General features: G+C 64.2%; 19 protein-coding genes and 1 tRNA gene. 11 read left to right on the top strand and 9 right to left on the bottom strand.

Annotation, left to right across the window (positions count from 1 at the left end):
- Positions 1-82: 82 nt before the first annotated feature.
- Together F1609_RS02560 and F1609_RS34995 are read left to right on the top strand one after the other, a co-directional pair.
- The gene (locus F1609_RS02560; protein WP_167074320.1) at positions 83-1,441 is read left to right on the top strand and encodes a hybrid sensor histidine kinase/response regulator; all 1,359 of its coding nucleotides are present in this window, start codon (positions 83-85) and stop codon (positions 1,439-1,441) included.
- Positions 1,442-1,708: 267 nt separating this feature from the next.
- Complete coding sequence (locus F1609_RS34995; RefSeq protein ID WP_167074318.1) at positions 1,709-2,992, top strand: collagen-like triple helix repeat-containing protein; 1,284 nt, start codon at positions 1,709-1,711, stop codon at positions 2,990-2,992.
- A gap of 187 nt (positions 2,993-3,179) precedes the next feature.
- Here the strand turns inward: F1609_RS34995 and F1609_RS02550 are convergent, their stop codons facing one another.
- Both F1609_RS02550 and F1609_RS02545 read right to left on the bottom strand, forming a co-directional pair.
- A complete protein-coding gene (locus F1609_RS02550; RefSeq protein WP_167074316.1) occupies positions 3,180-4,421 on the bottom strand; it encodes a DUF1501 domain-containing protein in 1,242 nt (413 codons plus the stop codon).
- A gap of 12 nt (positions 4,422-4,433) precedes the next feature.
- Positions 4,434-5,930 carry a DUF1800 domain-containing protein gene (locus F1609_RS02545; RefSeq protein WP_167074314.1) on the bottom strand — a complete coding sequence of 499 codons (1,497 nt, stop codon included), beginning with the start codon at positions 5,928-5,930 and terminating at the stop codon, positions 4,434-4,436.
- A 191-nt stretch (positions 5,931-6,121) separates the two neighbouring features.
- On the opposite strand from F1609_RS02545, the gene F1609_RS02540 reads away from it, so the two are divergent.
- The 6 genes from F1609_RS02540 (at position 6,122) to F1609_RS34180 (ending at position 14,576) form a co-directional block, all read left to right on the top strand.
- The gene (locus F1609_RS02540) at positions 6,122-6,856 is read left to right on the top strand and encodes a CerR family C-terminal domain-containing protein (RefSeq protein ID WP_167074312.1); all 735 of its coding nucleotides are present in this window, start codon (positions 6,122-6,124) and stop codon (positions 6,854-6,856) included.
- A complete protein-coding gene (locus F1609_RS02535) occupies positions 6,853-8,235 on the top strand; it encodes an efflux transporter outer membrane subunit (RefSeq protein WP_167074310.1) in 1,383 nt (460 codons plus the stop codon). The genes F1609_RS02540 and F1609_RS02535 overlap by 4 nt, the downstream gene beginning before the upstream one ends.
- A gap of 29 nt (positions 8,236-8,264) precedes the next feature.
- Complete coding sequence (locus F1609_RS02530) at positions 8,265-9,452, top strand: efflux RND transporter periplasmic adaptor subunit (RefSeq protein WP_167074308.1); 1,188 nt, start codon at positions 8,265-8,267, stop codon at positions 9,450-9,452.
- Positions 9,453-9,461: 9 nt separating this feature from the next.
- Positions 9,462-12,581 carry an efflux RND transporter permease subunit gene (locus F1609_RS02525; protein WP_167074306.1) on the top strand — a complete coding sequence of 1,040 codons (3,120 nt, stop codon included), beginning with the start codon at positions 9,462-9,464 and terminating at the stop codon, positions 12,579-12,581.
- Positions 12,582-12,812: 231 nt separating this feature from the next.
- Positions 12,813-13,511: a PEP-CTERM sorting domain-containing protein gene (locus F1609_RS34405; RefSeq protein WP_229421573.1), complete on the top strand. Its 699-nt coding sequence runs from the start codon at positions 12,813-12,815 to the stop codon at positions 13,509-13,511.
- Positions 13,512-13,871: 360 nt separating this feature from the next.
- A complete protein-coding gene (locus F1609_RS34180; RefSeq protein ID WP_196785388.1) occupies positions 13,872-14,576 on the top strand; it encodes a PEP-CTERM sorting domain-containing protein in 705 nt (234 codons plus the stop codon).
- Positions 14,577-14,653: 77 nt separating this feature from the next.
- Here the strand turns inward: F1609_RS34180 and F1609_RS02510 are convergent, their stop codons facing one another.
- The 4 genes from F1609_RS02510 to F1609_RS02495 form a co-directional block, all read right to left on the bottom strand.
- Positions 14,654-17,068 (bottom strand): catalase, encoded by a 2,415-nt coding sequence (locus F1609_RS02510; protein WP_167074304.1) that lies wholly within the window; start codon positions 17,066-17,068, stop codon positions 14,654-14,656.
- Positions 17,069-17,231: 163 nt separating this feature from the next.
- Positions 17,232-17,657, bottom strand: a complete 426-nt coding sequence (locus F1609_RS02505; protein WP_229421571.1) for an ElaB/YgaM/YqjD family protein — start codon at positions 17,655-17,657, stop codon at positions 17,232-17,234.
- A gap of 750 nt (positions 17,658-18,407) precedes the next feature.
- Complete coding sequence (locus F1609_RS02500; RefSeq protein WP_167074302.1) at positions 18,408-18,785, bottom strand: hypothetical protein; 378 nt, start codon at positions 18,783-18,785, stop codon at positions 18,408-18,410.
- Positions 18,782-18,967 (bottom strand): hypothetical protein, encoded by a 186-nt coding sequence (locus tag F1609_RS02495; RefSeq protein ID WP_166889906.1) that lies wholly within the window; start codon positions 18,965-18,967, stop codon positions 18,782-18,784. The genes F1609_RS02500 and F1609_RS02495 overlap by 4 nt, the downstream gene beginning before the upstream one ends.
- 404 nt (positions 18,968-19,371) lie before the next feature.
- Between F1609_RS02495 and F1609_RS02490 the strand changes: the two genes are divergently transcribed.
- Both F1609_RS02490 and F1609_RS02485 read left to right on the top strand, forming a co-directional pair.
- Positions 19,372-20,166, top strand: a complete 795-nt coding sequence (locus tag F1609_RS02490; protein WP_267876761.1) for a LexA family transcriptional regulator — start codon at positions 19,372-19,374, stop codon at positions 20,164-20,166.
- A 296-nt stretch (positions 20,167-20,462) separates the two neighbouring features.
- Entirely contained in the window at positions 20,463-21,341 is an 879-nt protein-coding gene (locus F1609_RS02485; RefSeq protein WP_167074301.1) for a coiled-coil domain-containing protein, read from the top strand.
- A gap of 88 nt (positions 21,342-21,429) precedes the next feature.
- Here F1609_RS02485 and F1609_RS02480 read toward each other — a convergent pair.
- The 3 genes from F1609_RS02480 to pepN form a co-directional block, all read right to left on the bottom strand.
- Positions 21,430-21,505: transfer RNA gene (locus F1609_RS02480), tRNA-Thr, on the bottom strand.
- Positions 21,506-21,589: 84 nt separating this feature from the next.
- Complete coding sequence (locus tag F1609_RS02475; RefSeq protein WP_166889899.1) at positions 21,590-22,591, bottom strand: class 1 fructose-bisphosphatase; 1,002 nt, start codon at positions 22,589-22,591, stop codon at positions 21,590-21,592.
- Between the two features lie 45 nt (positions 22,592-22,636).
- Positions 22,637-25,279 (bottom strand): aminopeptidase N, encoded by a 2,643-nt coding sequence (pepN, locus tag F1609_RS02470; protein WP_167074299.1) that lies wholly within the window; start codon positions 25,277-25,279, stop codon positions 22,637-22,639.
- A gap of 194 nt (positions 25,280-25,473) precedes the next feature.
- Between pepN and F1609_RS02465 the strand changes: the two genes are divergently transcribed.
- On the top strand, positions 25,474-26,130 hold the full coding sequence (locus tag F1609_RS02465) for a DUF4136 domain-containing protein (protein WP_167074297.1): 657 nt from the start codon (positions 25,474-25,476) through the stop codon (positions 26,128-26,130).
- The last annotated feature ends 37 nt before the right edge of the window (positions 26,131-26,167 follow it).

Here is a 26,167-nt window from a genome sequence, read left to right as displayed (position 1 = left end):
ATCGTATCTGTAAATTTACCATGTGGCGCGATAAATCCGATATAGTCGTGTGCAACGCAGCCGCCGTGCAAGGAGCCATGTCGTGGACTCGACGTACCAAATCCAGCCAGAAGAATTCGAGATACTGATCGTCGAAGACAGCCCGACCCAGGCCGAGCGGCTGCGGCGGCTGATCCAGTCCAAGTCGTACCGGGTGCGCGTGGCCCTCAACGGCCAGCTGGCCCTTGCCCTGATCCGCGAGCAAAAACCCGACCTGGTCCTGTCCGACATCATCATGCCCGAGATGGACGGCTACGAACTTTGCCGGACCATCAAGTCCGACCCGGCCCTGGGCGAGATCCCGGTGATTCTGGTGACGGCGCTGAACGACCCCAAGGACATCATCCGCGGCATCGAGTGCGGCGCCGATAATTTCGTGCGCAAGCCGTATGCCGAGGATTACCTGCTCAGCAGGATCAGCCACATGCTGCTCAACCTGCGCCTGCGCGAAGGGCCGCCGCCGGAGGTGGAGGCGGGCATTGCGCTTTATCTCGGCAACCAGAAGCATTTCATCAACGCCGGGCGCCAGCAGATCCTCGACCTGCTCATTTCGACCTACGAACAGGCGGTGCAGGTCAACAGCGAGCTGCAGGCGCGCGAGCGCCAGGTGATCGAACTCAATATGCGCCTGGCGCACCACGCGGCCGAACTCGAAACCATCAACCGCGAAATCGCGCACAAGAACCTGGAACTGGCCGAAGCGAGCCGCATGAAGTCGGCCTTCATCGCGAATATGTCGCACGAGCTGCGCACCCCGCTCAATGCCATCATCGGCTTTACCGGCGCGCTGCTGATGAAGCTTCCCGGCCCGCTCACGCCGGACCAGGACAAGCAGCTCAACACCATCCGTTCGAGCGCGCGCCATCTGCTCTCGCTCATCAACGACATCCTGGATGTGGCCAAGATCGAAGCCGGCAAGGTGACCCTGGCGCTCGAGCGCGTGCAGTGCCAGGACCTGATCAACCATACGGCCGACACCCTGCGTCCGCTGGCTGCGCAAAAGGGATTGTCGCTGTCGGTGGAACTGCCGCCTGAAGCGATCGTGATCGATTCGGACCGGCGCGCGCTGACCCAGATTATTATCAATCTGGTTAATAACGCGATCAAGTTTACGGACCAGGGATCGGTGAAGGTGGCCTTGTCGCAGCGGCTCGACGCCAGCCAGTTACTGACGGAGTTCAGCGTGACCGACAGCGGGGCCGGCATCAAGCCGGAAGACCAGTCGAAGCTGTTCCAGGCGTTTTCGCAGCTCGATTCAACCTCGACCCGGCATGCCGAAGGGGCGGGACTGGGACTGTACCTGTGCCAGAACCTGGCCAATCTGCTGGGCGGGAACCTGTATTTCACGAGCGACTACGGCAGCGGCAGCACCTTCATCCTCGCCTTGCGCGAGAAGCGCTGACCCTTGCACTACCCGGCCGCGCGCAGGGTCTGACATCGCCAGGCCTGCGGATCGGCAGGCCTGGCCGCTGTCACGCATCAGTGACGCCACTCCCACTGTGACCCATTAGACACGACATTGGACATTGCAGGCAGGTTTGCCCCCCAAACCGTGCAGCGGCGCCCTCAACGGTTGATGCGGATTTCCTTGCTCGTTATACTCGATCGTTGTCTGCGTTTGTATTGACAAGGAGCCTGAGCGATGACTGAGCGAAGAATCATTGTAACTATGCAATCCAGTGAACCATCGAAGCCATTTTGGGAACGCCATTTAGTTGCCATTCTTGCATTTATTGCGGCAGTTTTTGCTGTGGCGCTCGCCCTGTCCGATGCAGCATCCAGGCTGATTGTGAATCAGCCTCCGGATACCGAAATCCGGATTACCGACCCGAACACTGGAACCGGACCAATTGCCCTGGCACTTGCCACTGACGGGGACGGCGAGGTGAAAGACATATCATACCGTTGGGAAGTTGCGGGATCCGGCGTCATACCGAAGGAGGTGGCCGGCACCAATAACTCGCAGGTATTTCTGCCAACCAATCGCGCCGGGCACTTTACAGTGATGGTGACTGTCACTGACAAAGGCAAGAAATCCAGGCGACGCGATGCCAAGTTTGATATCACTGCAGAGCAAGCAGCACTGGCGGCGGGTGCGCGGCCCGCCACGCCAAGCACGCCGGCGCCCGTTGCCCAGGTACCGATCGCGGGCGCCGAACGGATGGTGCTCGAGCGCCCCACCACGCTGAAGTGGGCACATTCCTCGGTACGCGACATCACCACCAACGGGCATGCCTTGCTGATCGAGGCCGATGCGATCGACAAGGACCTTGTGATTCGCGCCTTTGCCGGTCCTGCGGCCGCTGGCGTCCAGGGTGCATCTGGCCAGTCAGGAACCAATGGTGGACCGCAACAGGCCGGCTCTGCTGGGCAGCCCGGAAGAGAGGGCGCAGCGGGCACGCCTGGCAAACATGCCGGCGTAATCCGCGTGACAGTCAACAATCCTATGGTCGCCAGACTGACGATCGCCAATCATGGCCAGGACGGCGGCGACGGAGGCACAGGCGGTTCGGGCGGCCCCGGTGGGGCGGGCGGACAAGGTCATTCGGCACAGTCAGGCATGTTCGATTGTTCTTCCGGTCCCGGCTATGGCGGCACGGGGGGCGACGGAGGTAGCGGAGGCGCCGGCGGGCACGGTGCGGATGGCGGCAACGCCGGACCGGTGGAGGTCCGCCTGCTTGCTCAAGCTGACGATACGAATCTGAAGGTCACGGCGGTCGGTGGGGCGGCGGGTAAACCGGGCATGGGCGGGCCGGGCGGTGCCGGCGGAGGCGGCGGGCAGGAAGGGAGCGCGAGCGGGCTTTGCCGCCCCGCGGGACGATCCGGACAAAGCGGGCGTCCCGGCGCCATGGGTCCGTCCGGCGGGCCAGGCAAGGCAGGCGAGGACGACAATATCACTGCCAAGCTTGGAGAGCGCAACCTTAGCGGGAAAGGAACTGTCAAGCTTCCCTAAGCTGGGCTGGCCTGCACCGTTGGACGCTGTGCTCCACACCAAAAAAAACGCCCGCGACCTTGACGGTGCGGGCGGCAATCCAATCTTCTGAGAAAACTGGAGGAGACAAGTCCACTATATTCTCATTTATGGTGCGCTGCAATACGGTATTTCTACGGTGTTGCGCTACGGATACAAATATTTCACCCTACACTTGCAATAATTGAAACCCCAGCGCCTTGCGCGGCATGTCCGGAAACAATCTGGCCAGTTGACCATCCGGCAAACGCAGGTGTTTTTCGGCCACCTGCGCCAGCACCGAGCGAAAATCGGTGCTTACCGGCAGGTCGCGTCCTTCGTTGAGCGCGTCGTCGCCCACGCCCTGCCAGTCGCCATACACCTTGCCGCCGGCTACCCGTCCGCCCAGCAGCCACATGGCGTTGCCATGCCCATGGTCGGTGCCGGCGTTGCCGTTCTGGCGCGCGGTGCGGCCAAATTCCGACATCACGATGATGGTCGTGTGCTCGAACATCGGCCCGAGGCGCTGCGCCAGCGTGGCCAGCCCGAGTCCCACGGGCGCCAGCCGGTTGGCCAGCTGCCCGCTCGCCGCGCCCTGGTTGGCATGCGTGTCCCAGCCACCGAGCGCGATAAACGCCACCTGCATGCGCGCATCGCTGCGCATCAGGCCCGCCAGCCGCGCCGCATCGTCCGGAAAACCATTCGGTAGCGGCGCGCCGTTGTCGGCCGCCTGCATCTCCTGGCTCATCGCCGCCTGCATCACCTCCTTGTGCGCCACCCTGCCCTCGCTGTAGGCGCGTCCGAAGCGCGCGTGCGAGGCATACAACTGGTCGAACGCGGCGCCCACCGCCGGGCGGTCGAGCACATCGGCGCGGGTCGCCCCGGCGCCGTTGGGCAGGTTGATCGCCGCCGCCGGCCCGCTCAGGATGCGCGGCATCAGCGGGCCGATGCTGATCGCGCGGCTGGCCGCGGAGTCGCCCGGCAGCGCCGTCACCAGCCGGTTCATCCAGCCATCGGGCGTGCTTTTGCGGCCCGGCGTGGCCGTCTCCATATAGATCTGCGCGTCGAAGTGCGAACGGCTCTCGTCGGGCGAGCCGCTGGCGTGCACGAACGCGAGCTGCTTTTGCCGCCACAGCGGCATCAGGGGTGCCAGCGCCGGATGCAGGCCGAAGTAGCCGTCCAGGTCGAGCGCACCGCCGTCCGTACCGGGCAATTCCAGTCCGATGGTCGGGCGCAGGCGCCGGTAGTTGGCGTCGCCGACGGGCGCGACCACGTTCAGGCCATCGACGGCCCCGCGCAGCATCACGACGATCAGTTTCTGGCGGGTGGCGCTGGTGCCGCTGGTGCCGCTGGCAGCCCAGGCGCTGCGCCCGAGCGGCACCAGCAGGCTGGCGCCGGCCGCCATCGAGGATAAAAAGTCTCTGCGTTGCATGCGTCTCTCCTGTTAGCGCTGCATAAAATCGGGGCCGCCCAGCAGCATCGCCGCGCGCAGGGCAAGCGGCGAGGCCGCCACCAGTTCCTGCGTGCGCGGCGACACCGAAGCACCCAGGGTCGCCGCCAGCAGCAACGGGTCGAGCGGGGCCGGCGTGACCGAACTGGCGTCCGCCAGCGCCACCACTGGCGCGCCTTTGGCCAGCGCCAGCCGCCCCGCCCCGAGCGCCGTGGCGAACACGATGCGCCGGGTCAGCGCATGGGGGTTCATCCAGGCCGCTTCGGTATTCTTGTAGCCGTCCGGCGTCTGGCAGCCGTACAGCGGCATGCCGAGCTGGGTCAGGGTGCCGAGCAGCGGGCCGATGTCGCCCGGCGGCGTGGCGCTGGCGCGCGCCGCCGACACCACATATTGATACGGGGTCTTGAACTTGGCGCCGATGGCGGCCGGGTCCAGGAATTGCTCGCTGGCGAACAGCACCCGCAGCACGCCGCGAATGTCGCCGCCATTGGCTTGCCAGGTTGCCGCCATGCGCTCGACCAAGGCCGCCGGCGGATCGTCGCGCACGAAGTACTGGGCCAGCTTGTAGCTCAGGTGGCGCGCCGTGGCCGGATGCACGGCCAGCACGTCGAGCGCCATTTCGCCTTCCTGCTGGCCGTCGGCCGCCACCGCGCGTCCCAGCCAGGTCTTGGCGCCCTGGTCGTGGCGCCTGGGATCGAAGCGGAAGGTTTGATCCTCGCCGATCAGGGCGCGCTGGTCGTAGGTCCAGCCGGTCAGCATGCGTGCCAGTTCGGTCACGTCGCGCTGGCTGTAGCCGCCGTCGACGCCGAGCGTGTGCAGTTCCATCAGTTCGCGCGCATAGTTTTCGTTCAGGCCGCGCGCACGCCCCTTGGCCTTGGCCGGGGCGGCGGCGGCGGACAGATAGTTGTCGAGGTAGTACAGCATGGCCGGGTGCTTCGCGGTGGCGCCCAGCAGCTGGCGAAAGGAGCCGAACACGTACGGCCGGATCGCATCGCGCTCGTAGCTGGCTACCAGCGCCTGTACATTGCCCTTGGAGGCGGCCACGTTGAAATGGTTGAACCAGAAGTCGACCATCACTTCTTCGAGCTGGCGCGGACTGGCGATGGCGCGCAGCAGGCGCGCTTCGGCCGTTTCGCGGGCGATGCGGGCCACGCGCGCGCGGCGCAGCTCCTGGGCGGCCGGCGTGTCGTCGCGCGCATTGCGGCGCGCTTCTTCAAATTCGGCCAGGGTCTTGCCGGCGCTGCGGTTGGGCGTTTCCAGGCTGGCCAGGCGCTCGCCCAGCGCGGCCGGCAAGGCGATCGATTCGGGGGCGAGCTGGCTGTCGATATAGGCGCGCACGCCACTGCGGGTCACGCGTTCCAGGCCGCCCGGCGCTGGGCCGAAGGCGATACGGTTCAGTACATGGGCGGCCTCCTGGCCGGGCGGCAGCGGCGCGGCGCGCGCGCCGGCCAGCGCGGCGGCGGCGAACAGGACGAAGACAGTGCGTTTCATGGGCAGGCCGATCGAAAAGTGGCAAGGAACATCCCCGCCTTACAGGTATTGCGCCTCAAGCGGTAAAAAGTTCCCGTTAATTTGCGCACAAGATGGCCCTCAATGTAAGCCGAATGTAAAGATGTGCCGGTTTAGTTAAAACGAACGCTTTAGTTATATCAATCGTTTGATTTTCGTGATTAAATCGCGGCATGGAAAAAACACTGACTTTACTGGCCGACGATGCGCGCCGCACGCGCTCGGACGGCGCGCAGTCGCGCGAGCGGCTGCTGCTGGCGGCGACCCGCCTGTTCGCCGAGCAGGGCTTCGCCAAAACCTCCACCCGCGAGATCGCGCTGGCCGCCGGCACCAACATTGCGTCGATCAGCTACTACTTCGGCGACAAGGCCGGCTTGTACCGCGCCGCCTTCACCGAACCGTCGCCCGGCTGCGAGGCCAACCTGGAGGCGTTCACCGCGACCGACGCCACCCTGCGCGAAACGCTCGAAGGCTTCTACGGCATCATGATGGCCGACCTGAAACGCGGCGACATGGCGCGCCTGTCGATGCGGCTGTGGTTTCGCGAGATGCTCGAACCGACCGGCGTGTGGGCCGAAGAAATCGACAACGGCATCAAGCCGGCCCACGCGGCGCTGGTGATGGTGCTGGGCCGCCACCTGGGCCTGGCCACGCCCGACGACGACCTGCTGCGCCTGGGCTTTTCGATCGTCGGCCTGGCGGTGCAGCTGATGGTCACGCGCGACGTGATCGACCGCATCAACCCGCACCTGCTGCAAGACGACGCCGCCATCGATGCCTGGATGGCGCGCCTGGTCGACTACGGCGAAGCGATGGTCAACGCCGAACTGGCGCGCCGCAAGGGCGACGCCGCGCAAACAATCCAAGCGACTCAACCGATTAAAAAGCCACGAAAGAAGAAAGCATGAAGATCGTCCATGTACTGAGTGCGGCCCTGCTGCCGCTGGCCCTGGGAGGATGCGCGCTGGCGCCCCCAAGCAAAACCGACGCGCCAGTGCCGCCCCAATGGCAGGCGCCGCTGCCGCACAACGGCAGCCTGACCGACCTGTCGGCCTGGTGGCGCGAACAGGGCGACCCGCTGCTGGGGCAACTGGTGGAGGCGGCGCAGACGGCCAGCCCGAACGTGGCCACGGCGCGCTCGCGCATCGTGCAGTCGCGCGCCGACCGGGTGGCGGCCGGCGCCGCGCTGGCGCCGACCCTGGACGCTTTCGGCAATGTGAGCCGCACCAACCAGCAAGGCACCCAGGCCCTCGGCACCACCAGCCAGGGCGGCCTGCAAAGCGCCTGGGAGATCGACCTGTTCGGCGGCCTGCGCGCCACCCGCAACGCGGCCGAGGAACGGCTGGCTGGGGCCAACGCCAGCTGGCACGACGCGCGCGTGGCGGTGGCGGCCGAAGTGGCGAACCAGTATTACAGCCTGCGCTCGTGCGAGCAGCTGCTGGCGGTGGCCCGCCTCGACGCCGCTTCGCGCGACGACACGGCGCGCCTGACCGGGCTGTCGGCCGACGCCGGGTTCCAGGCGCCCGCCACGGCGGCCCTGGCGCGCGCCAGCGCGGCCGAGGGCAAGAGCCGCGCCACCTTGCAGCGCGCCTTGTGCGACATCGATATCAAAACCCTGGTGTCCTTGACCGCGATCGACGAGCCGGACCTGCGCGCGCGTCTGCTGGCCAGCACGCCGGTGACGCCCCCAGGCGTGACGATTGCGGCCCTGCCGGCCCAGGTGCTGGCCCAGCGCCCCGACGTATTTATCGCCGAACGCGAAGTGGCGGCCGCCAGTTTCGAGGTCGGCAGCGCGCAGGCGCAGCGCTATCCGCGCCTGTCGCTGCAAGGCTCGATCGGCCGTGCGAACCTGCGCAGCGGCGGCGACAACAACCAGTTCGACACCTGGAGCATCGGCCCGCTGGCCTTGACCCTGCCGATCTTCGACGGCGGTCGGCGCAGCGCCAATGTGGATGCCGCCAGGGCGCGCTACGACGCGGCCGTGGTCGCGTACCGTGCCAGCGCGCGGCGCGCCGTGAGCGAAGTGGAACAAGCGCTGGTAAACCTGAACAGCGCGGCCGAGCGCAGCGTTGATGCGCAGGTGTCGCTGGACGGCTACCGCGCGGCCTTTCGCGCCGCCGAAGACCGCTACAAGAATGGACTGGGCAGCCTGCTGGAACTGGAAGACGCGCGCCGCACCCGCCTGGCCGCCGAGAACGCGGTCGTGACCTTGCAGCGCGAACGCAGCGCCGCATCGGTGGCGCTGTACCGCGCCGCCGGCGGCGGCTGGACCGCCACCCCGAACTGACCGCCCGACACGACTACGGATACAACACCATGACAAACTCTGCACAGACCACTTTGAAAAACCTCAAGCTCAAACCGGCCGCCGCGCTGGTGATCGGCGCCCTGGTGCTGGCCAGCGGCGCCCTGATGGCCGTCTCCTCCGATTCGGTGGCGGCCGACGACAAGAAAGACGCCGCGCCCAAACCGGCGCTGACCGTCACCACCACCAAGCCGTCGCCGGCCACCCTGGCGATCAAGCTGGGCGCCAACGGCAACGTGGCGGCCTGGCAGGAAGCGGTGATCGGCAGCGAGTCGGGCGGGCTGCGCCTGACCGATGTGAAGGTCAACGTCGGCGACGTGGTCAAAAAAGGCCAGGTGCTGGCCGTGTTCTCGGCCGACAGCGTCAACGCCGACGTGGCGCAGGCGCGCGCCGCCCTGCTCGAAGCGGAAGCGAATGCCGCCGAAGCGGTGGCCAACGCGGCGCGCGCCCGTACGCTCGAAAATTCGGGCGCGCTGTCGGCCCAGCAGATCAGCCAGTACAAGACGGCCGAGCAGACCGCCAGGGCGCGCATCGCCTCGGCCAGGGCGGCGCTGTCGTCGCAGCAGCTGCGCCTGAAGTACACGCAGGTGACCGCGCCCGACGATGGCGTGATTTCGGCGCGCACCGCCACCGTCGGTTCGGTGGTGGGCGTGGGCACGGAACTGTTCCGCATGATCCGCCAGGGACGCCTGGAGTGGCGCGCCGAAGTCACGGCGGCCGAACTGGCGCGCCTGAAACCCGGCACCAGCGCCGTGGTCAAGGCGGCCAACGGCAGTGAATTGACCGGCAAGGTGCGCATGATCGCGCCGACCATCGACCCGCAGACCCGCTCCGCGCTGGTGTATGTCGACCTTCCGTCGGCCACCTCTGCCGCCGGCGCCAACGCGCCCTTCAAGGCCGGCATGTTCGCCAGCGGCCAGTTTGAACTGGGCACCTCGGACGCCATGACCGTGCCGCAGCAGGCGGTGGTGGTGCGCGACGGCTTCAGCTACGTGTTCCGCCTGAACCAGGATAACCGGGTCAGCCAGCTCAAGGTGCAGGCCGGACGGCGCCTGGGCGAGCGCATCGAAGTGACCAAGGGCCTGACACAAGATTCGCTGATCGTGGTCAGCGGCGCCGGCTTCCTGAACGAAGGCGACCTGGTACGCAACGTGCCTGCCGCCGCTCCGGCCAAGACGCCGGCGAGCGCGGCCAAATAAGGAACCACCATGAATTTTTCATCCCTATCAATCAAGAACCCGATACCGGCGATCATGCTGTTCGTGTTGCTGACCCTGGCCGGCCTGCTGGCCTACAAGGCCAACCCGGTACAGGACTTTCCGGACATCGAACTGCCGATCGTGAGCGTGACCGCCACGCTCGACGGCGCCGCGCCGGCGCAGCTGGAAACGGAAGTGGCGCGCAAGATCGAGGATTCGGTCGCCACCCTGCAAGGCGTGAAGAACATCTCGACCAAGGTGCTCGATGGCGTGGCCACGGTGACGGTCGAATTCATCCTCGAGAAAAATATCTCGGAAGCGGTGAACGATGTGCGCGACGCGGTGGCGCGGGTCAAGGCCGACCTGCCCGCCGAAATGCGCGATCCGACCGTGACCAAGATTTCCACGGCTGGCCGCGTGATCCTGACCTATAGCGCCAGCGCGGCGCCGGGCAAGGGCGGGGTGCCGCTGGACGACCAGGAACTGAGCTGGTTCGTCGACAATGCGGTCGCCAAGCGCATCCTGAGCGTGCCGGGCGTGGGCGCGGTCAAGCGCGTGGGCGGCGTGCAGCGCGAGATCCGGGTGGAACTCGACGATGCGCGCATGGCGGCCTTGCAGGTGGCTGCGGTGGACGTGTCGCGCCAGCTGCGCAGCGTGCAGCGCGAAGCGCCGGGCGGACGCGGCGACGTCTCGGGCGCCGAGCAGTCGGTGCGCACCATCGCCACCGTGCAGACGGCCGATCAACTGGCGGCGATGGATATTCCGCTGCCGGACGGCCGGCGCGTGCGCCTCGACCAGATCGCAAGCGTGACCGATACGGTGGCCGAGCCGCGCTCGGTGGCCGAGCAGGATGGCAAGCGCGTGGTCGGCTTCGAGATTTTCCGCACCAAGGGCGCCAGCGAACTGGCGGTGGCCGAAGGCACGCGCGCCGCCGTGGCCGAACTGCAGGCGGCCCATTCGAACGTGGCGCTGAAGGAAGTGATCGACAACGCCCAGCCGGTGCAGGAAAACTTCGACGGCTCGATGGAGCTGCTGTACGAAGGCGCGATCCTGGCGGTGCTGGTGGTGTGGTGGTTCCTGCGCGACTGGCGCGCCACCCTGGTGGCCGCCGCCGCGCTGCCGCTGTCGGTGATTCCCGCGTTTTTGGGCCAGTACCTGTTCGGCTACACGCTCAACACCGTGACCCTGCTCTCGCTGGCGCTGGTGGTGGGGGTGCTGGTGGACGATGCGATCGTCGAGATCGAGAATATTTCGCGCCATCTGCGCATGGGCAAGAGCCCGATGCAGGCGGCCATGGAAGCGGCCGACGAAATCGGCATGGCGGTGATCGCCACCACCTTCGCACTGGTCGCGGTGTTCCTGCCGACCGCCTTCATGGGCGGCGTGCCGGGCCTGTTCTTCAAGCAGTTCGGCTGGACCGCGGTGCTGGCGATCCTGGCCTCGCTGGTGGTGGCGCGCCTGCTGACACCGATGATGGCAGCCTACATCCTCAAGGACCTGCCGCATGAAGAGGAAAAGGACGGCTGGCTCATGACGCGCTACATGAATGCCATGCAGTGGTGCCTGAAGCACCGCCTGGTGACCGTGATCGCCTCGGCCCTGTTCTTCGTCGGCTCGATCATGCTGGTGCCGCTGCTGCCGACCGGCTTCGTGCCGGCGGCCGACCGCGGCCAGACCATGATCAACGTCGAACTGCCGCCCGGTTCCACCCTGGCCGAGACGCGCGCGGTGGCCGAACGGGCGCGCCTGGCGGCGATGGAAGTACCGGGCATCCAAGGCATCTTCAGTTCGATCGGCGGGGGTTCGAGCGGCGACGCCTTCGCTCCCGGCGCCTCGGCCGAAGCGCGACGCGCGGTGCTGACCCTGACCACGCTGCACCGCAACGACCGCAAGGAATCGATGGACCAGCTGGAGCGCCAGATCCGCGCCAAGCTCGATCAGATCCCCGGCGCCAGGTTCAACGTGGGCCCGGCCGACACCGGCGTCAAGATGCAGCTGGTGCTGCGCAGCGAAGACCCGGTGGCGCTGACCGCCGCGGCGCAGCAGGTGGAACGCGAAATGCGTACGCTCAAGGGCGTCGGCAACGTCAGTTCGAGCGCATCGCTGGTGCGTCCCGAGATCATCGTGCGGCCCGACTTTGCCAAGGCGGCCGACATGGGCGTGACCGCCGCGTCCATCGGCGAGACGGTGCGCGTGGCCACCGCCGGCGACTACGACACGGCGCTGACCAAGATGAACCTGAGCGAGCGCCAGGTGCCGATCCGGGTCAAGCTGCCGGACGCGGTGCGGGCCGACCTGTCGGCGCTGGGACGGCTGACGGTGCCGGGCAAGAACGGCCCGGTCATGCTCGACAACGTGGCGAGCATCACCATGGAAAGCGGACCGGCGCAGATCGACCGCCTCAATCGCAGCCGCAATGTCACGCTCGAAGTGGAGCTGTCGGGCCGCTCGCTGGGCGAAGTCAACGACGAAGCGCGCGCCCTGCCCGCGATGCAAAACCTGCCGGCGTCGGTGAAGATCGCGGAACTGGGCGACGCCCAGGAGATGCAGTCGCTGTTCGCCAGTTTCGGCGTGGCGATGCTGATCGGGGTGCTGTGCATCTACGGCGTGCTGGTGTTGCTGTTCAAGGACTTCTTGCAGCCGGTGACCATTCTGGCGGCGCTGCCGCTGTCGATCGGCGGCGCGATCGTGGGCCTGCTGCTGACCGGAAAAGCGCTGTCGATGCCGTCCATGATCGGCCTGATCATGCTGATGGGGATCGTGACCAAAAATTCGATCCTGCTGGTCGATTATGCGATCCTGGCGCGCGAGGCGGGCATGAACCGCTTCGACGCGCTGGTCGACGCCTGCCACAAGCGCAGCCGCCCGATCATCATGACCACCATCGCCATGGGCGCCGGCATGATGCCGCTGGCGCTGGGCTGGGGCGCCGACCCGAGCTTCCGCTCGCCGATGGCGATTGCCGTGATCGGCGGCCTGATCACCTCCACCCTGCTCAGTTTGCTGGTGGTGCCGGCCGTGTTCACCTACATCGATGACCTGGAACACTTGCTCAAGCGCGGCATGGAGCGCCTGCGCCGCGACAAGGGCGTGGTCCACCACACGGCGGCGGTCGATTTGTCGAAATAAGACGGCAAGCCCCGCAGCATCGAACGCCAGCCTCGCGCTGGCGTTTTTCTTTTGAAAACAATAAATGGCGCTAGCGTTGTTTTTTTATCAGTTAAATTGCATCAATATAACTTTCTTGCTTGAAAATCACCAATATACGCGTTATGATGTGCCCCATTCCCGCATTTGCAACAAGCCTTGCCTCATCCCCGCAATGCTCCTCCATTTAATTCCCCCGTTATCGGAAACGACATGAAAAACATTGCTAAAAATATTACCCTGGGTGCGGCACTGTGCACCTCCCTGCTGTTCGCCTCGAGCGCGCAGGCGACCTGGAACGGCACGACCGCCAAGAGCGACGTGACCCTCAACGGCGCCGGCGCCGATGCGGTCGACTACGCCGTGCTGGTCAATCCGCAGGGCTTTTTCGTCACCAAGGGCGGCAGCGGCGGCTTTGCCAGCGACTTCGCGCTGTACGGCTCGAAGCAGGGCTGGACCTCGATCGCCGCCTTCGGCAGCCACGCCGACAATGGCGTCTCGGTCAGCACGAACAAGCTGGGCACCAACCTGACCTTCACCTTCGACAAGGCCGACAGCCGCCACGGTTCGTGGACCGTCGCCAACAACGATGCGAAAAACAACGTCAAGCTGGACCTGGTGTTCGCCATGTACGGCGGCATGGGCAGCTCGGCCTTCCTGTTCGACAATGAAACCATCGGCGCCGCGTCGACCAGCAACGGCAGCTGGACCTTCAACGGCCTGGCCCTGTTCGGCAACAAGGCCGGCTACGAAAACCTGACCATTTTCGCGCGCGATATCAGCAAGACCGCCTTCGAGGTACCGACCACCCCGGTGCCGGAACCGGAAACCTACGTCATGCTGCTGGCCGGCCTGGGCCTGGTCGGTTTCATGACGCGCCGCCGCAAGACCGCGCAGCCGCTGTTCAGCTGATCGCTGCGCCGCACCCATCCATAACGCCAGCCTCGTGCTGGCGTTTTTGTTGGGCTGCGACAACGTTGAGAATGCCACGTGAAGGTGTCCATCGCCGCCTGCCGCTCGGCCGGATTGCCGCATGTAGCCCGCCGTTGAGGCCGGTACAGCATCTTTTTCGGTGCGCTGTTATTACTCATTAGCAAGATACTAACGCGTAATAGTTGCATTCAGGTCATTTTCATTGCATCGAAATAACATTCTCACTTGAATCTCATCAATACATGCGATACTATTCGTCATGTACTACCGCATTCGCTTTAAGCGCTGCCTAACCCCCGCAATGCTTTCTCGATCACTTTCTTAAATTTCGGAAACGACATGAAAAACATTGCCAAAACGATTACCGTGGGCGCGGCACTCTTTACCACCATGCTGTTCGCCACCGACGCGCACGCTGCCAATGGCAGCGCCGGCAAGACCGCCAGGAGCGACGTCACCCTCAATGGCGTGGGCGCCGATGCGCTCGACTATGCCGGCGGCGTCAATCCCCAGAGCGGCAACGCCAGCAAAGGCGGCAGCAGCGGTTTCGCCAGCGACTTTGCGCTGTACGGCTCGAAGCAGGGCTGGACCTCGATCGCCGCCTTCGACAGCAGCGCCGACAATGGCGTGGCCATCTCGACCAGCAAGCTGGGCACCAGCCTGACCTTTACCTTCGACAAGACCGACGGCCGTCATGGTTCGTGGACCGTGGCCAACAACGACCTGAACAACAACGTCAAGCTCGACCTGGTGTTTGCGATGCATACCGGCGGCGGCAGCTCGGCCTGGCTGTTCGATAACGAAGTCCTCGGCGCCGGCGCCAAAACCAGCGGCAACTGGACCCTGAACGCGCTCAACCCGGGTGGCAAGCTGTCCGATTACTCGAACCTGACCATCTTCGCGCGCGACATCAGCAAGACCGCCTTCCAGGTGCCGACCACGCCCGTGCCGGAACCGGAAAGCTATGTCATGCTGCTGGCCGGCCTGGGCCTGATCGGCTTCATGTCGCGTCGCCGCAAAGGCGAGCACGACACCTTCCACTGATCCGCACGCGGTTTTCCGGACGAAAAAAAACGCCAGCATCGCTGGCGTTTTTTTTGGCTGAAGCTGACCTGCCGTGCTTACACTTTCGGCGGATCAGTTTCGCGCGCGAACGAACGGTGACCGGCCAGCGCCGTCTTGAACGCCGTCAAGGCCGGGGCCAGGGCGCCGCCCTCGGTGCCGATCAGGGCCGGATCGGCCGAACCGTCCGGCAGGGCCGGCGGCACGCCCGCCTTCTTCAACAGTCCGGCACCGGCCCCGACCACCAGGATCGGCTTGCAGTGACGATACTGCTCGCGCACGAAGTCGAGCGCGTGGGCGTCGCGGCCGAGCACGGTGACGGCATCGCCATCGGGCACGACCACCGCGTCGTACAGGACCGACGGGCCGGCTTCGAGCGTGATTTCCACGTCGAGGGTGCCGCCCTCGCTGGTCTTGACCTTGCCCAGCTGGCTGCCGACCACGCGCGGTACGGCGCCGTCTTCCAGCAACGAGCTGTAGATGGCGCGCACCATGGCGCCATCGACGCCGTTGGCGACCAGCAGCGCCACCTTGCGCGTGCGGATCCCGGTTTCACCCGGACGGCTGAGCAAGGACAGGGCTGGCGACGGCTCGTACTCATGCATCGGACGGTCGGTCGCCAGCGGCAGCGGCGCCGGCACATCCATGCCCAGGCCGGCGGCGATGGAACCGGCCAGCACCGGATTCACATTGGCCAGGGTGGCCAGCACGCGCTCGCGCACGGCCGGGGTCTGCACGCGCGTCAGCTCGAAGCGGAAGGCGGCGGCAATGTGGGCCTGTTCCACCGGGCTCTGGCTGTTGAAGAACAGGCGCGCCTGCGAATAGTGATCGGCGAACAGTTCCGGATTGCCGCGCACCTTGTCTTCCGAGATGGTCTGCGGAAAACTGGTGAAGCCGTTTTTCATGCCGGCCTGGAACGGGCAACCGCCTGCCAGCGAGTTCGGCTCGTAGTTGACGCGGCCACGGTGGATGGCCTGGCGGTGCATGCCGTCGCGCTGGTTGTTGTGCACGGGCGCGATCGGCGCATTGACCGGGATCTCGTGGAAATTCGCCCCGCCGAGGCGGCTGATCTGGGTATCCAGGTAGGAATGGATACGGCCTTGCAGCAGCGGATCGTTACTGAAATCGATGCCGGGAACGATGTGGGCGGTACAGAAGGCCACTTGTTCCGTTTCGGCGAAGAAGTTGTCCGGGTTACGGTTGAGTACCATCTTGCCGACCGGGGTCAGTGGCACCAGTTCTTCGGGCACGATCTTGGTCGGGTCGAGCACGTCGAAGGCGAACGATTCGGCCTGCTCTTCGGTGAAGATTTGCAGCGCCAGCTCCCACTCGGGGAAATTGCCGCTGTCGATGGCTTCCCACAGGTCGCGGCGATGGTAGTCGGGATCGGCGCCCACCAGCTTGGCGGCCTCGTCCCACACCAGCGAGTGCGTGCCCTGCAGCGGGGTCCAGTGGAATTTGCAGAACACCGATTCGCCGGCCGCATTAATCAGGCGGAAAGTGTGCACGCCGAAACCCTGCATGGTGCGGTAGCTGCGCGGAATGGCGCGGTCCGACATCTGCCACAGCAGCATATGGGTCGATTCCGGCATCAGCGACACAAAATCCCAGAAGGTATCGTGGGCGCTCGATGCCTGCGGCATCGCATGGTGCGGCTCGGGCTTGACCGAGTGCACCAGGTCGGGGAACTTCATGGCGTCCTGGATGAAGAAGACCGGCATGTTGTTGCCGACCAGATCCCAGTTGCCTTCGTCGGTATAGAACTTGACGGCGAAACCGCGCACATCGCGCACGGTATCGGAGGAACCCCGTTCGCCGGCGACGGTCGAAAACCGGGTGAACACGGGCGTGCGCTTGCCGGGCTGGGCAAACAACGATGCGCGCGTTACTGCGCTCATGTCCTGGTAGGCCTCGAAATAGCCATGGGCGGCCGAGCCGCGCGCGTGCACCACGCGCTCGGGAATGCGCTCATGGTCGAAATGGGTGATTTTTTCGCGCAGGATAAAATCTTCCATCGCGGTCGGTCCACGCAGGCCGATCTTGAGCGAATGCTGGTTATCGGCAATCGGCACGCCCTGGTTGGTGGTCAGGCGCTGTCCGCCGCCGTCGACGCGTACGCGGTCGAGCGGGCCCACGGTCGGGTTCACACCCACCGGCGCCACGCCGCTGCCGAGCTTATCGGAGGCGATGGTTTCGGTCGGGGTGCTGCCGGTGGCGAGCGCGGTCGATGGCTCGGCCGTCGCGCCAGCGGGCGGCGTGCGCGAAGCGTCGCCGTACTCGGCCGGCTTGTTCGGATTGAACGGCATGGCTGCCGCCAGCTGTTGACCAGCGACGGTTTTGACGAGCAACTGTTCGGCGATCGGATCGCTACTGCCCAGGCTTGTCGGCGGCTGGGCGTTGGACGGGCCGGAGACGGTGCTCAGGACGGAGCCGGCGCCATCTTCCGATGAGCCAGTTTTCTTACGTGTAACCATTAAATACCTCAACTAAAATATGTGGGACGAGAGACCGGCGCGGGAATGCGACACCACCTTGCCAGGGCACGGTAGCGAAACGATCAAAACGGGGTGTAGGGACGTACGGGCTGGCCCGGACGGCGTAAGCCGCCCGGGACCATGCCAGCGCATGAAGCGCAGATCAGTTACGACGGCCCAACAGTTTCGACAGCGTGTAGCCGATGCCCAGCGCGACCAGGACCGAGGTCGCCGGGCTGGTGCGAACATAGTCGCGGCCGGTTTCTGCGAAGTTCTTGTAGGCGTCGGTCAGCTGACGGGTTTTTTCATCGACGCGACCGGTCACGCCGCTCAGGGCGCCGCTGACTTTGTCGACGCCGGCGTGGGCGCTGGAAGCCAGGCGGTCCACCACTGGCTGGGCTGCTTCAGCGGCCTTGTCGATGGTTTTGTGCATATCGGTCGCGCTTTTGCTCAGATCGCTGCCCTTGTTGTTGTCGTTAGGCTTGTTATTGTCGCTGCGGCCGGCGCCAAGATCCTTGCCCATGCTGCTGCCCGAACCTTCGTTACCCAGATTGCTTGCGTTGCCGCCATTCGATTTTTGATTGTCCATGATCCATTCCTCTAAAAGTTTTATACCAGCGCGGTGGTGACACCTTTTTTGGTGCCGAATACAAAAAATATAACGATTGCCCTTTGCTCACTGTGCGGTGACTAACAGAGTTGCCATGCATGCCAGGAGGCATCGTTATGCGGGACGGAGGGAATATGGATGTCGGCCGCTCTGCGCGGCCTCAAAAGTGCGCTATTAATGCCTGCGAATACAGGATCGGATGAGCGAATAATCTGCCTAAGTAGGTGTGCAGAAATTATTGTGATTTTATAGCGAACAGAAGCGGATGCATTGCGAGGCGCACGCCGCGACGCAGTGCGAGCACTGCTAGGAGCCTGCGCGGCAGAAGGAGTCGAGGCGAAACGCGTGGGAAAAGAACCCAATTCACACCCACTTTTGAGGTCTGTAGCCTAGCTACAGACCGAGAAATGGGTGGGAAGTGGGACTTTTCTCCACCCGTTTCGGCCGACGAGCTTCTGCCGCGCAGGCTCCTAGCGGTGGGCAACGCGGCAAGGCGCCGCTTATGGAAGCTAGAAATCGCAAGAATTTATGCGCACTTACTTAGATTAATGGTGTTGCAGTTGCGCGGCCCAGTAAGCCCCCCGCGTCCTCTGACCTGCGCGCGATGGCGCAGTGAGCCGGGCGCGCACGAACCTGGACTGTGCGACTGGCCTGCGCTCGCAAGGCGCGGGCTGTCGGCACTGGTCGGGCCCCGCAGTGCAACCGGTCTAAGAGTCGGCTAACAGCCGGCTAGCAATCGGCCCGATGGCCGCCATGGTGCGACATGCCAAAGCCAGCTCCATGCGCCCTTCCCGTCGGGCCGAACAGCGCGGCAACCAGAGGATCGCGGTAGGGATGGCCCTTCCATTCGGATGCCAGCACGCGCTGGATCGGGTGCGGATCGGGTTCGGTCGGGTCGGGCAGGCCGGCGGCACGGTACACCATGTGCGCGCGCCGGGTACGCGGATCGCGTCCGATGGCGCCTTCGCGGAACAGCTCCAGGCATTGCTGGCGTACTTTTTCGGCGTCGGCGCCGAGGCGCTGGGCCAGCGGGGCGACTTGCGTAGGGCCGTGCGCCAGAGCGGCCAGGATATTGCAACGCAGTTGATCAACCAGATAACGTCTCATGCTGCCCTCCAGTAAGTGTCGATAGCTTGGGCCAGGGCATCGCCGTCAAGGCGATGGCGCAGCGCGGTTAATTCCCCGATCACGCCACCGGCGGCGACGGCGGCGTTGCGGCTCTCTCGCCAGGCGCATGCGACAGCGAGCAACTGGCGCGCTTCGTGATTGAGTTCTGGTTGGACGGTCATCTGTTCTCCTTGGTGGAATGCCTGCCGCTGGCGCGGACGTGGCGGGGCGGCCGCCATTGCAATTGCCAATGGCGCCGGACTTGTGGTCAAACTGGTCAAACTGCCGGATCAGGCCCGGCGGGCATCGTCGTGCGCGCGCACGCGTGGCGCCGCCACATGTTGCCGCTGTCGCGCAAGCCGCTGGCGCAACACTCAGGCTCAGCCGAGTGGCCGCGCCAGACGGTGTGCACCGGGCCCGCGCGCGGGGAAATCGCGATCTCCCCGCGCAGCAAAACCCTGCTAAAGCCGGGAAAAAACCGGACTGTTATCGTTGCATCCATAACCACTATATTAGTCTTACTAATCACCTTTGTCAACAGTCAGACTGATTGCTTTTTATTAGTTTTCCTTATATTGTTCGGTCTATGCCAGCCCTCCCCCTAAACCAACACGAGCTCGCGGAAGCAGCGCAGCTCAAGCAACTCTTCATTGAGTGGCAACACGCGCGCCGCAGCCAAGGGCTGCCTGCGTCCCAGGAAGCTGCCGCCAACCAGATGGAGTTCGGCCAAAGCGCGTTGAACCAATATCTCAACGGAAAAATCCCTTTGAATATCGACGTCGCCATCAAGTTTTCGAAGATGCTGGGCGTACCGATCTCGGCCTTCAGTGCCGCACTGGCCTCGCAGGCGGACGATTACGCCGCCGCCAAGGATGCGATGGCCATGGCGCAGTCGAGCGGGAACGATTTCCGCCTGGTCGGCAGGCGCATCACGATCGACACCGAGCAGGACGACTCCATCCCCATCAAGAAGGTCAGCCTGACCTTGCGCGCCGGCGTCATGGGCTTCGAGGCATCGCAGGAGGATCACACCGACACGACCATCAATCTGCCGCGCCGCTTCATCGAGAAGAACGACCTGGTGCCGCAATGCCTGCTGGCCATCAGCGTCAAGGGCGACAGCATGTGGCCGCTGATGATCGAAGGCGATGTGGTCGTCATCAATATTGCCGATACCAAGCCGATCAACAACGAGTTGTACGCAGTTAATTTCGATGGCGAAGCGGTGGTCAAGCAACTGGTGCGCGAGGGCCGCGAATGGTATCTGTCTTCCATGAATCCGGACCCGGCGTACCACCGGCGCGCCTGCCGCGGCGGCGAATGCATCATCGTCGGGCGCGTGGTCCGGCAAGAAGCGCGCACCTTGATGAATCGCGTCTGAGGATGCCTGCGGGCATCCAAGGAATGGATTTGACTGTCTACCTGCCCCACCGCGCCCGCCCTGTGCGGGCATGTCGACGTGCCTGCTGGCCACAGTCGCACATCAAATTATCAGTCCGACTGTTCGACGGAAAAATTAGTCGGGCGAATAGGTAAAATGGGGATCTGCATTGCGCTGCCTCAAACGCGCGGCCTTGACGCTGGTCAGCAGGACGTTATGCTTGACCGATGAACGGACCATCACGCGAGGAGATCGAGTCACGCCTGGCAGCCCACAGAAGCTGGGCCGAGACACGCATGTCCTTGATTGACGCGAATGTCCAAACGCTGGTCCTGCGGATGGACGAACGCGACCGCATAGACGCCGAGCGTCGGGCTGAACGCGCCCGGCTGGAAGCAGAGTGGCGCGAACAACAACGGGCCGAGCATGCGCGCCTGGACGCGGAGCGTGCCGAGCGCTATCGACTGGAAGTAGAACAACGAGAGGAAATCAGGAGAGAACGCGAACGCCGGGAAGCCGAGAGCGCGAAGGAACGCGAACGGCTGGAAGCGGAACGCAAGCATGCGGAAGCCGAAAGCAAAAAGGAACGCGAACGCCTGGAAGCCGAAAGCGCAAAGGAACGCGAACGCCTGGAAGCGGAACGCAAGCAAGCCGAAGCCGACAGCAAAAAGGAACGCGAACGCCTGGAAGCGGAATACAAGAAAGCCGACGCCGAATGGCGCCAAACGCAAGCGCAATGGCATCAAGCCGAGCTCGACGAGCGAAAAGAACGTCAACGTGTCGAAGCGGAGCTATGGGCCGAACACCGTCGCCAGTCGGCGGAGCGCCAGCAACGGGAAGTCGAGCGCCAGCGTGAGGCGCGGGAACAGTGGGTCGAGTACCGGCGCATGGAGGCGGAGCGGCGCGCTGAAGTCGAAAAACGCCTCGATGAGCGCTTTGACAACATGGATCGCCACTACCTTGAGATCAAGGCCGACATGAAAGACCTCAAGAAAACCGTCATCATCACCGCGATCACGGCATCCCTGGCAACCGTATTCGGGGTCGCCGCCTTCAACGCGACGCTTTTGTCGGGCATGATCAGCAGCTTCGAATCCGGCAAAACCACCGCCCGCGCGCAGGGCGGAAAAACCCTGTTACCGATTCCATCCCTGCGACCATCGACGCCGGACTGACAACACCATCAAGCCGCAACAGTGGCCACCCACAAGAAAAAACCCGCTACGCCGTGAGGCGTGCGGGTTCTGACTTGATGCATATACTTGGTGCCGATTGCCGGAATCGAACTGGCGACCTTTTCATTACGAATGAACTGCTCTACCAACTGAGCTAAATCGGCGAAGACGCGTATTCTAGCAAAGAACCCGGCAAAATTGCTAGTCCGAATCCGCGATCTTTCGGTTTTTTGTCAAAAAAACCAGTTTTACTCGGCGTGATAGCTGCTCACGCGCTCAACTTCGCTCTTCGAACCGAGGAACACCGGCACCCGCTGGTGCAGCTTGTGCGGGGCGATATCGAGGATGCGGGTGCGTCCGTCGGTCGCCGCGCCGCCGGCCTGTTCGACGATCATCGCCATCGGATTGGCTTCGTACATCAGGCGCAGCTTGCCCGGCATCGAGGTGTCGCGCGTATCGGCCGGATACATGAAGATGCCGCCGCGGTTCAGGATGCGGTGCACGTCGGCCACCATCGAGGCGATCCAGCGCATATTGAAGTCCTTGCCGCGCACGCCGGTCGACCCGGCCAGCAGCTCGTCGACATAGCGCTGCACCGGCGCATGCCAATGACGCTGGTTCGACATATTGATCGCAAATTCCTTGGTCGCCTCGGGAATCATCATGTGGCGCTGGGTCAGCACCCACGAACCCATTTCGCGGTCCAGGGTGAAGCAGTTCACCCCATTGCCGGTGGTGAGCACCAGCATGGTCTGCGGGCCGTACACGGCATAGCCGGCGGCGACCTGCATGCTGCCGGCCTGCATGAAGTCCGCTTCGGTCGGCGTGCCCATGCCTTCGGGCGCCTTGAGCACCGAGAAGATGGTGCCGATCGAGACGTTGACGTCGATGTTGGACGAGCCGTCGAGCGGGTCGAACAGGAGCATGTATTCGCCCATCGGATAACGGTTCGGGATCGGATGGATCGATTCCATCTCTTCCGACGCCATCGCCGCCAGGTGGCCGCCCCATTCGTTCGCCTCGAGCAGGATCTCGTTCGAGATCACGTCCAGCTTTTTCTGCACTTCGCCCTGGATGTTCTCGGTGTCGGCGCTGCCGAGGATATCGCCGAGCGCTCCCTTGCCGACCGAATGGCTGATGGTCTTGCAGGCGCGCGCGACCACTTCGATCAGCAGGCGCAGTTCGGCCGGAATGGAGTTATGCAGCCGTTGTTCTTCGACCAGGTGTTGCGTGAGACTGACGCGTTTCATTCACTTCCCTTTGGTGTGTTTAATATTCTTTGGTCGTCGCGGCGATTAATTGGCAAGCGCCTTGCTCACCACTTCGCGCACGTCGTTGGATAATTTTTTCACGCCGGCGACCTTCTGCAGGGCCTTCTTCATGTGCGCCTGCAGGGCCGGCGCGTACCTGCGCCAGCGGTCCATCGAGCGCGCCAGGCGGCTGGCCACCTGCGGGTTGAGGGCGTCGAGCGCGATCACCTGCTCGGCCCAGAAGGCATAGCCGCTGCCGTCGGGCGCGTGGAACTGCGAGGCATTGCCGACGCAGAAAGTAAATACCAGGCTGCGCGCGCGGTTCGGATTCTTGATGTTGAAGGCCGCATGGCGCATCAACTCGCGCACCGCCGCCACGTCGGTCGCCGGGGCCGCGGCCTGCATCGCGAACCATTTGTCGATCACCAGCGCCTCGTTGTCGAAGTCGGCGTAGAACGATTGCAGCGCCGCCTGCGCCGACGCGGCGCCCGCGTGGATCAGGGCCCCCAGCGCAGCCACCCGGTCGGTCATGTTGCCGGCGTTGTCGAACTGCGCCTGCGCCAGCGCGATGCCCTCTTCGCTGGAGGTCGACGCCAGGTAGGCCAGGGCCAGGTTCTTCAGGCCGCGCCGCCCCGCCGACAAGGCGTCGGGGCTGTACGCGCCCGGGGTCTGGTTGGCGTCGTACTGGGCCCGTAAATCGACCCGCAGCGCCTCGCCGATGGTGCGCCGCACGAACTGGCGCGCCTGGTGGATGGCCTGCGGATTGACCACCTCCATCTGGTCGGCGATCATGCTTTCGGACGGCAGCAGCAAGGCCTGCTCGCGGAAGGCGGCATCGAGCGATTCGTCGGCCAGGATCTTGCGCAGCGCTTCGATGAAGGTGGTGTCCAGGTCGAGCGTGTCGCCCGCGGCCACCGCGCTTGTCAGCTTGAGCAGGCGCGCCATGGCCAGGCGCTGGCCCGCTTCCCAGCGGTTGACCGGGTCGCTGTCATGGCTGAACAGGTGCAGCAGTTCGGTGTCGGTGTAGTCGTATTCGAGCACCACGGGCGCCGAAAAATCGCGCAGGATGGACGGCGTCGGCGCTTCCTTCACACCACTAAAGCGGAAAGTGCGCGATGCGTCGGTCAGTTCCAGCACGGCGGTGACGGCATCGAGCCCGTCGACGTTCAGGTGCAGGTCGCGCCCGTCGGCGCCCAGCAGGCCGACCGCCACCGGAATATGAAACGGCAGCTTGCGCTCCTGGCCGGGCGTGGCCGGGCAGCGCTGGGTCAGGGTCAACTCGTACGTCAATGCGTCGGCGTCGTAGCGCCCTTCGGCGTGCACCACGGGCGTTCCGGCCTGGCTGTACCAGCGCTCGAACTGCGACAGGTCGCGTTCTCCGGCATCGGCCATGGCGGCGCGGAAGTCGTCGCAGGTCACGGCCTGGCCGTCATGGCGTTCGAAATACAGGTCCATGCCCTTGCGGAAGCGTTCGCGCCCGAGCAGGGTCTGGTACATGCGCACCACTTCCGCGCCTTTTTCGTAGACGGTGACGGTGTAGAAGTTATTGATCTCCACGAACGAATCGGGCCGCACCGGATGCGCCATCGGCCCCGCGTCTTCCGGGAACTGGGCCTGGCGCAGGGTGCGCACCTGGTCGATGCGGGTCACCGCGCGTCCACTCTCGGTGCCGATCATATCGGCCGAGAATTCCTGGTCGCGGAACACCGTCAATCCTTCTTTGAGCGACAGCTGGAACCAGTCGCGGCACGTGATGCGGTTGCCGGTCCAGTTATGAAAATACTCGTGTCCGACCACCGCTTCGATGCCGGCATAGTCGATATCGGTCGCCACGCGCGGGTTGGCCAGCACGAACTTGGTGTTGAAGATGTTCAGGCCCTTGTTTTCCATCGCGCCCATGTTGAAGTCGCCCACGGCGACGATCATGAAGCGGTCCAGGTCGAGTTCGAGCCCGAAGCGCTCTTCATCCCAGCGAATCGAGTTCTTGAGCGACTGCATGGCGTAATCGGTCTTGTCGAGGTTGCCCTCCTCCACCCACACCTGGAGCAGCGCCGAGCGCCCGTCGGCCAGTTTGAACGTTTCTTCCTGGCACACCAGGCGCGCCGCGACCAGTGCGAACAGATAGGAAGGCTTCTTGAACGGGTCTTCCCATTTGGCAAAGTGGCGCCCGTCGCCCAGGTCGCCTTCTTCGATCAGGTTGCCGTTCGACAGCAGTACCGGATAGGTCGCCTTATCGGCACGCAACATCACCGTGTATTTCGCCATCACGTCGGGACGGTCGGGGAAATACGTGATGTTGCGGAAACCTTCCGCTTCGCACTGGGTGAAAAAGTTGCCGTTCGATACGTACAATCCGTTCAGGGTCGTGTTCTTGACCGGCGCGGTCAGGGTTTCGATTTCCAGCGTAAGGTCATCCGGCGCGTTGGGAATGACCAGCATCTTGTCGTCGAGGCGATAATCGCGCTTGGACAGGGTCTTGCCGTTCATGCGCAGCGCCACCAGGATGATGTTCTCTCCATGCAACTCAATCGCGCGCCCCTTGCTCTCGGGATTGCGCGTCATGGTCAGGCGGCTGGCGACGATGGTGCGCTGCGGGTCGAGATCAAAGCCAAGTTCGACCGTTTCCACCATAAAGCCGGGCGGGGTGTACTCTTTGCGATAGATGGTTTGCGGAGTGTCTGTGCGCATGGGATCTCGGAAGGGACGGTGAGTCGGGAGCCTATTTTACCAATACCACAAGCTTGCGCCGCGCCTCATTGCCTCGTAATTGCCTGTATCGCAGTGTGAACGTGGGTAACAACTTGTAAAAATTCTGCGAAAATAGACTGTGAGCCATAAAGTTAGCTTCGGTGAAATCCGTTTTGAGTCATGGGAGTAATGCAATGAGACGATTATTGATGGCCGCCGGTGCGGCGCTGACCCTGCTGCTGGGAGGCTGCGCGAGCACGATCCGCAGCGATGTGACCACCTTCCACCAGTGGCCGGCCGAGTTGCAGGATAAAACCTATGTCTTCGAAGCGCCGCCGGTGCAGGACGATACGCTCGAACTGCGCAGCTACCAGAACCTGGTGCGCGGCGAACTCAATCGCCTGGGCTTTCGCGACGCCGGCGACAGCGGCAAGCCGACCCTCAAAATCTCGATGCGCTTCACCACCACCGACATCCCGGTGCGCATCGTGGAAATGGTCGATCCCTTCTTTTACGCCAGCCCGCGCTTCGCTTTTGGGGGCTACGGCTACCGCGGCCGCTACTGGGGTGCGCGGCGTTACTGGGGCGGCTGGCACAGCCCCTTCTACGACCCGTTCTGGACCGGCGCGCCGATGTACCGCGAACGGATCGATCACCAGTACCGGCGCGAACTGCAGGTCGGGATCAAGTCCATCCCGGACGGCAAGCGCCTGTTCGACGTCACCGTGCATAACATGAGCCGCGACATGTCCACCCCGGCATTGATGCCGGCGCTGGTGCACAGCGCCTTTGCCGAATTCCCGGGCGTGAGCGGGGTGGCGCGGCGGGTCGAACTGAAACGCGAAGGCTGATTGGCCAGCCCTCACCAAAAACGCGCTCCATCGAGCG

This window comes from Massilia aquatica (assembly GCF_011682045.1).
Classification (GTDB): domain Bacteria; phylum Pseudomonadota; class Gammaproteobacteria; order Burkholderiales; family Burkholderiaceae_D; genus Telluria_A; species Telluria_A aquatica.
This window is presented reverse-complemented; position numbering and strand designations above follow the sequence as displayed.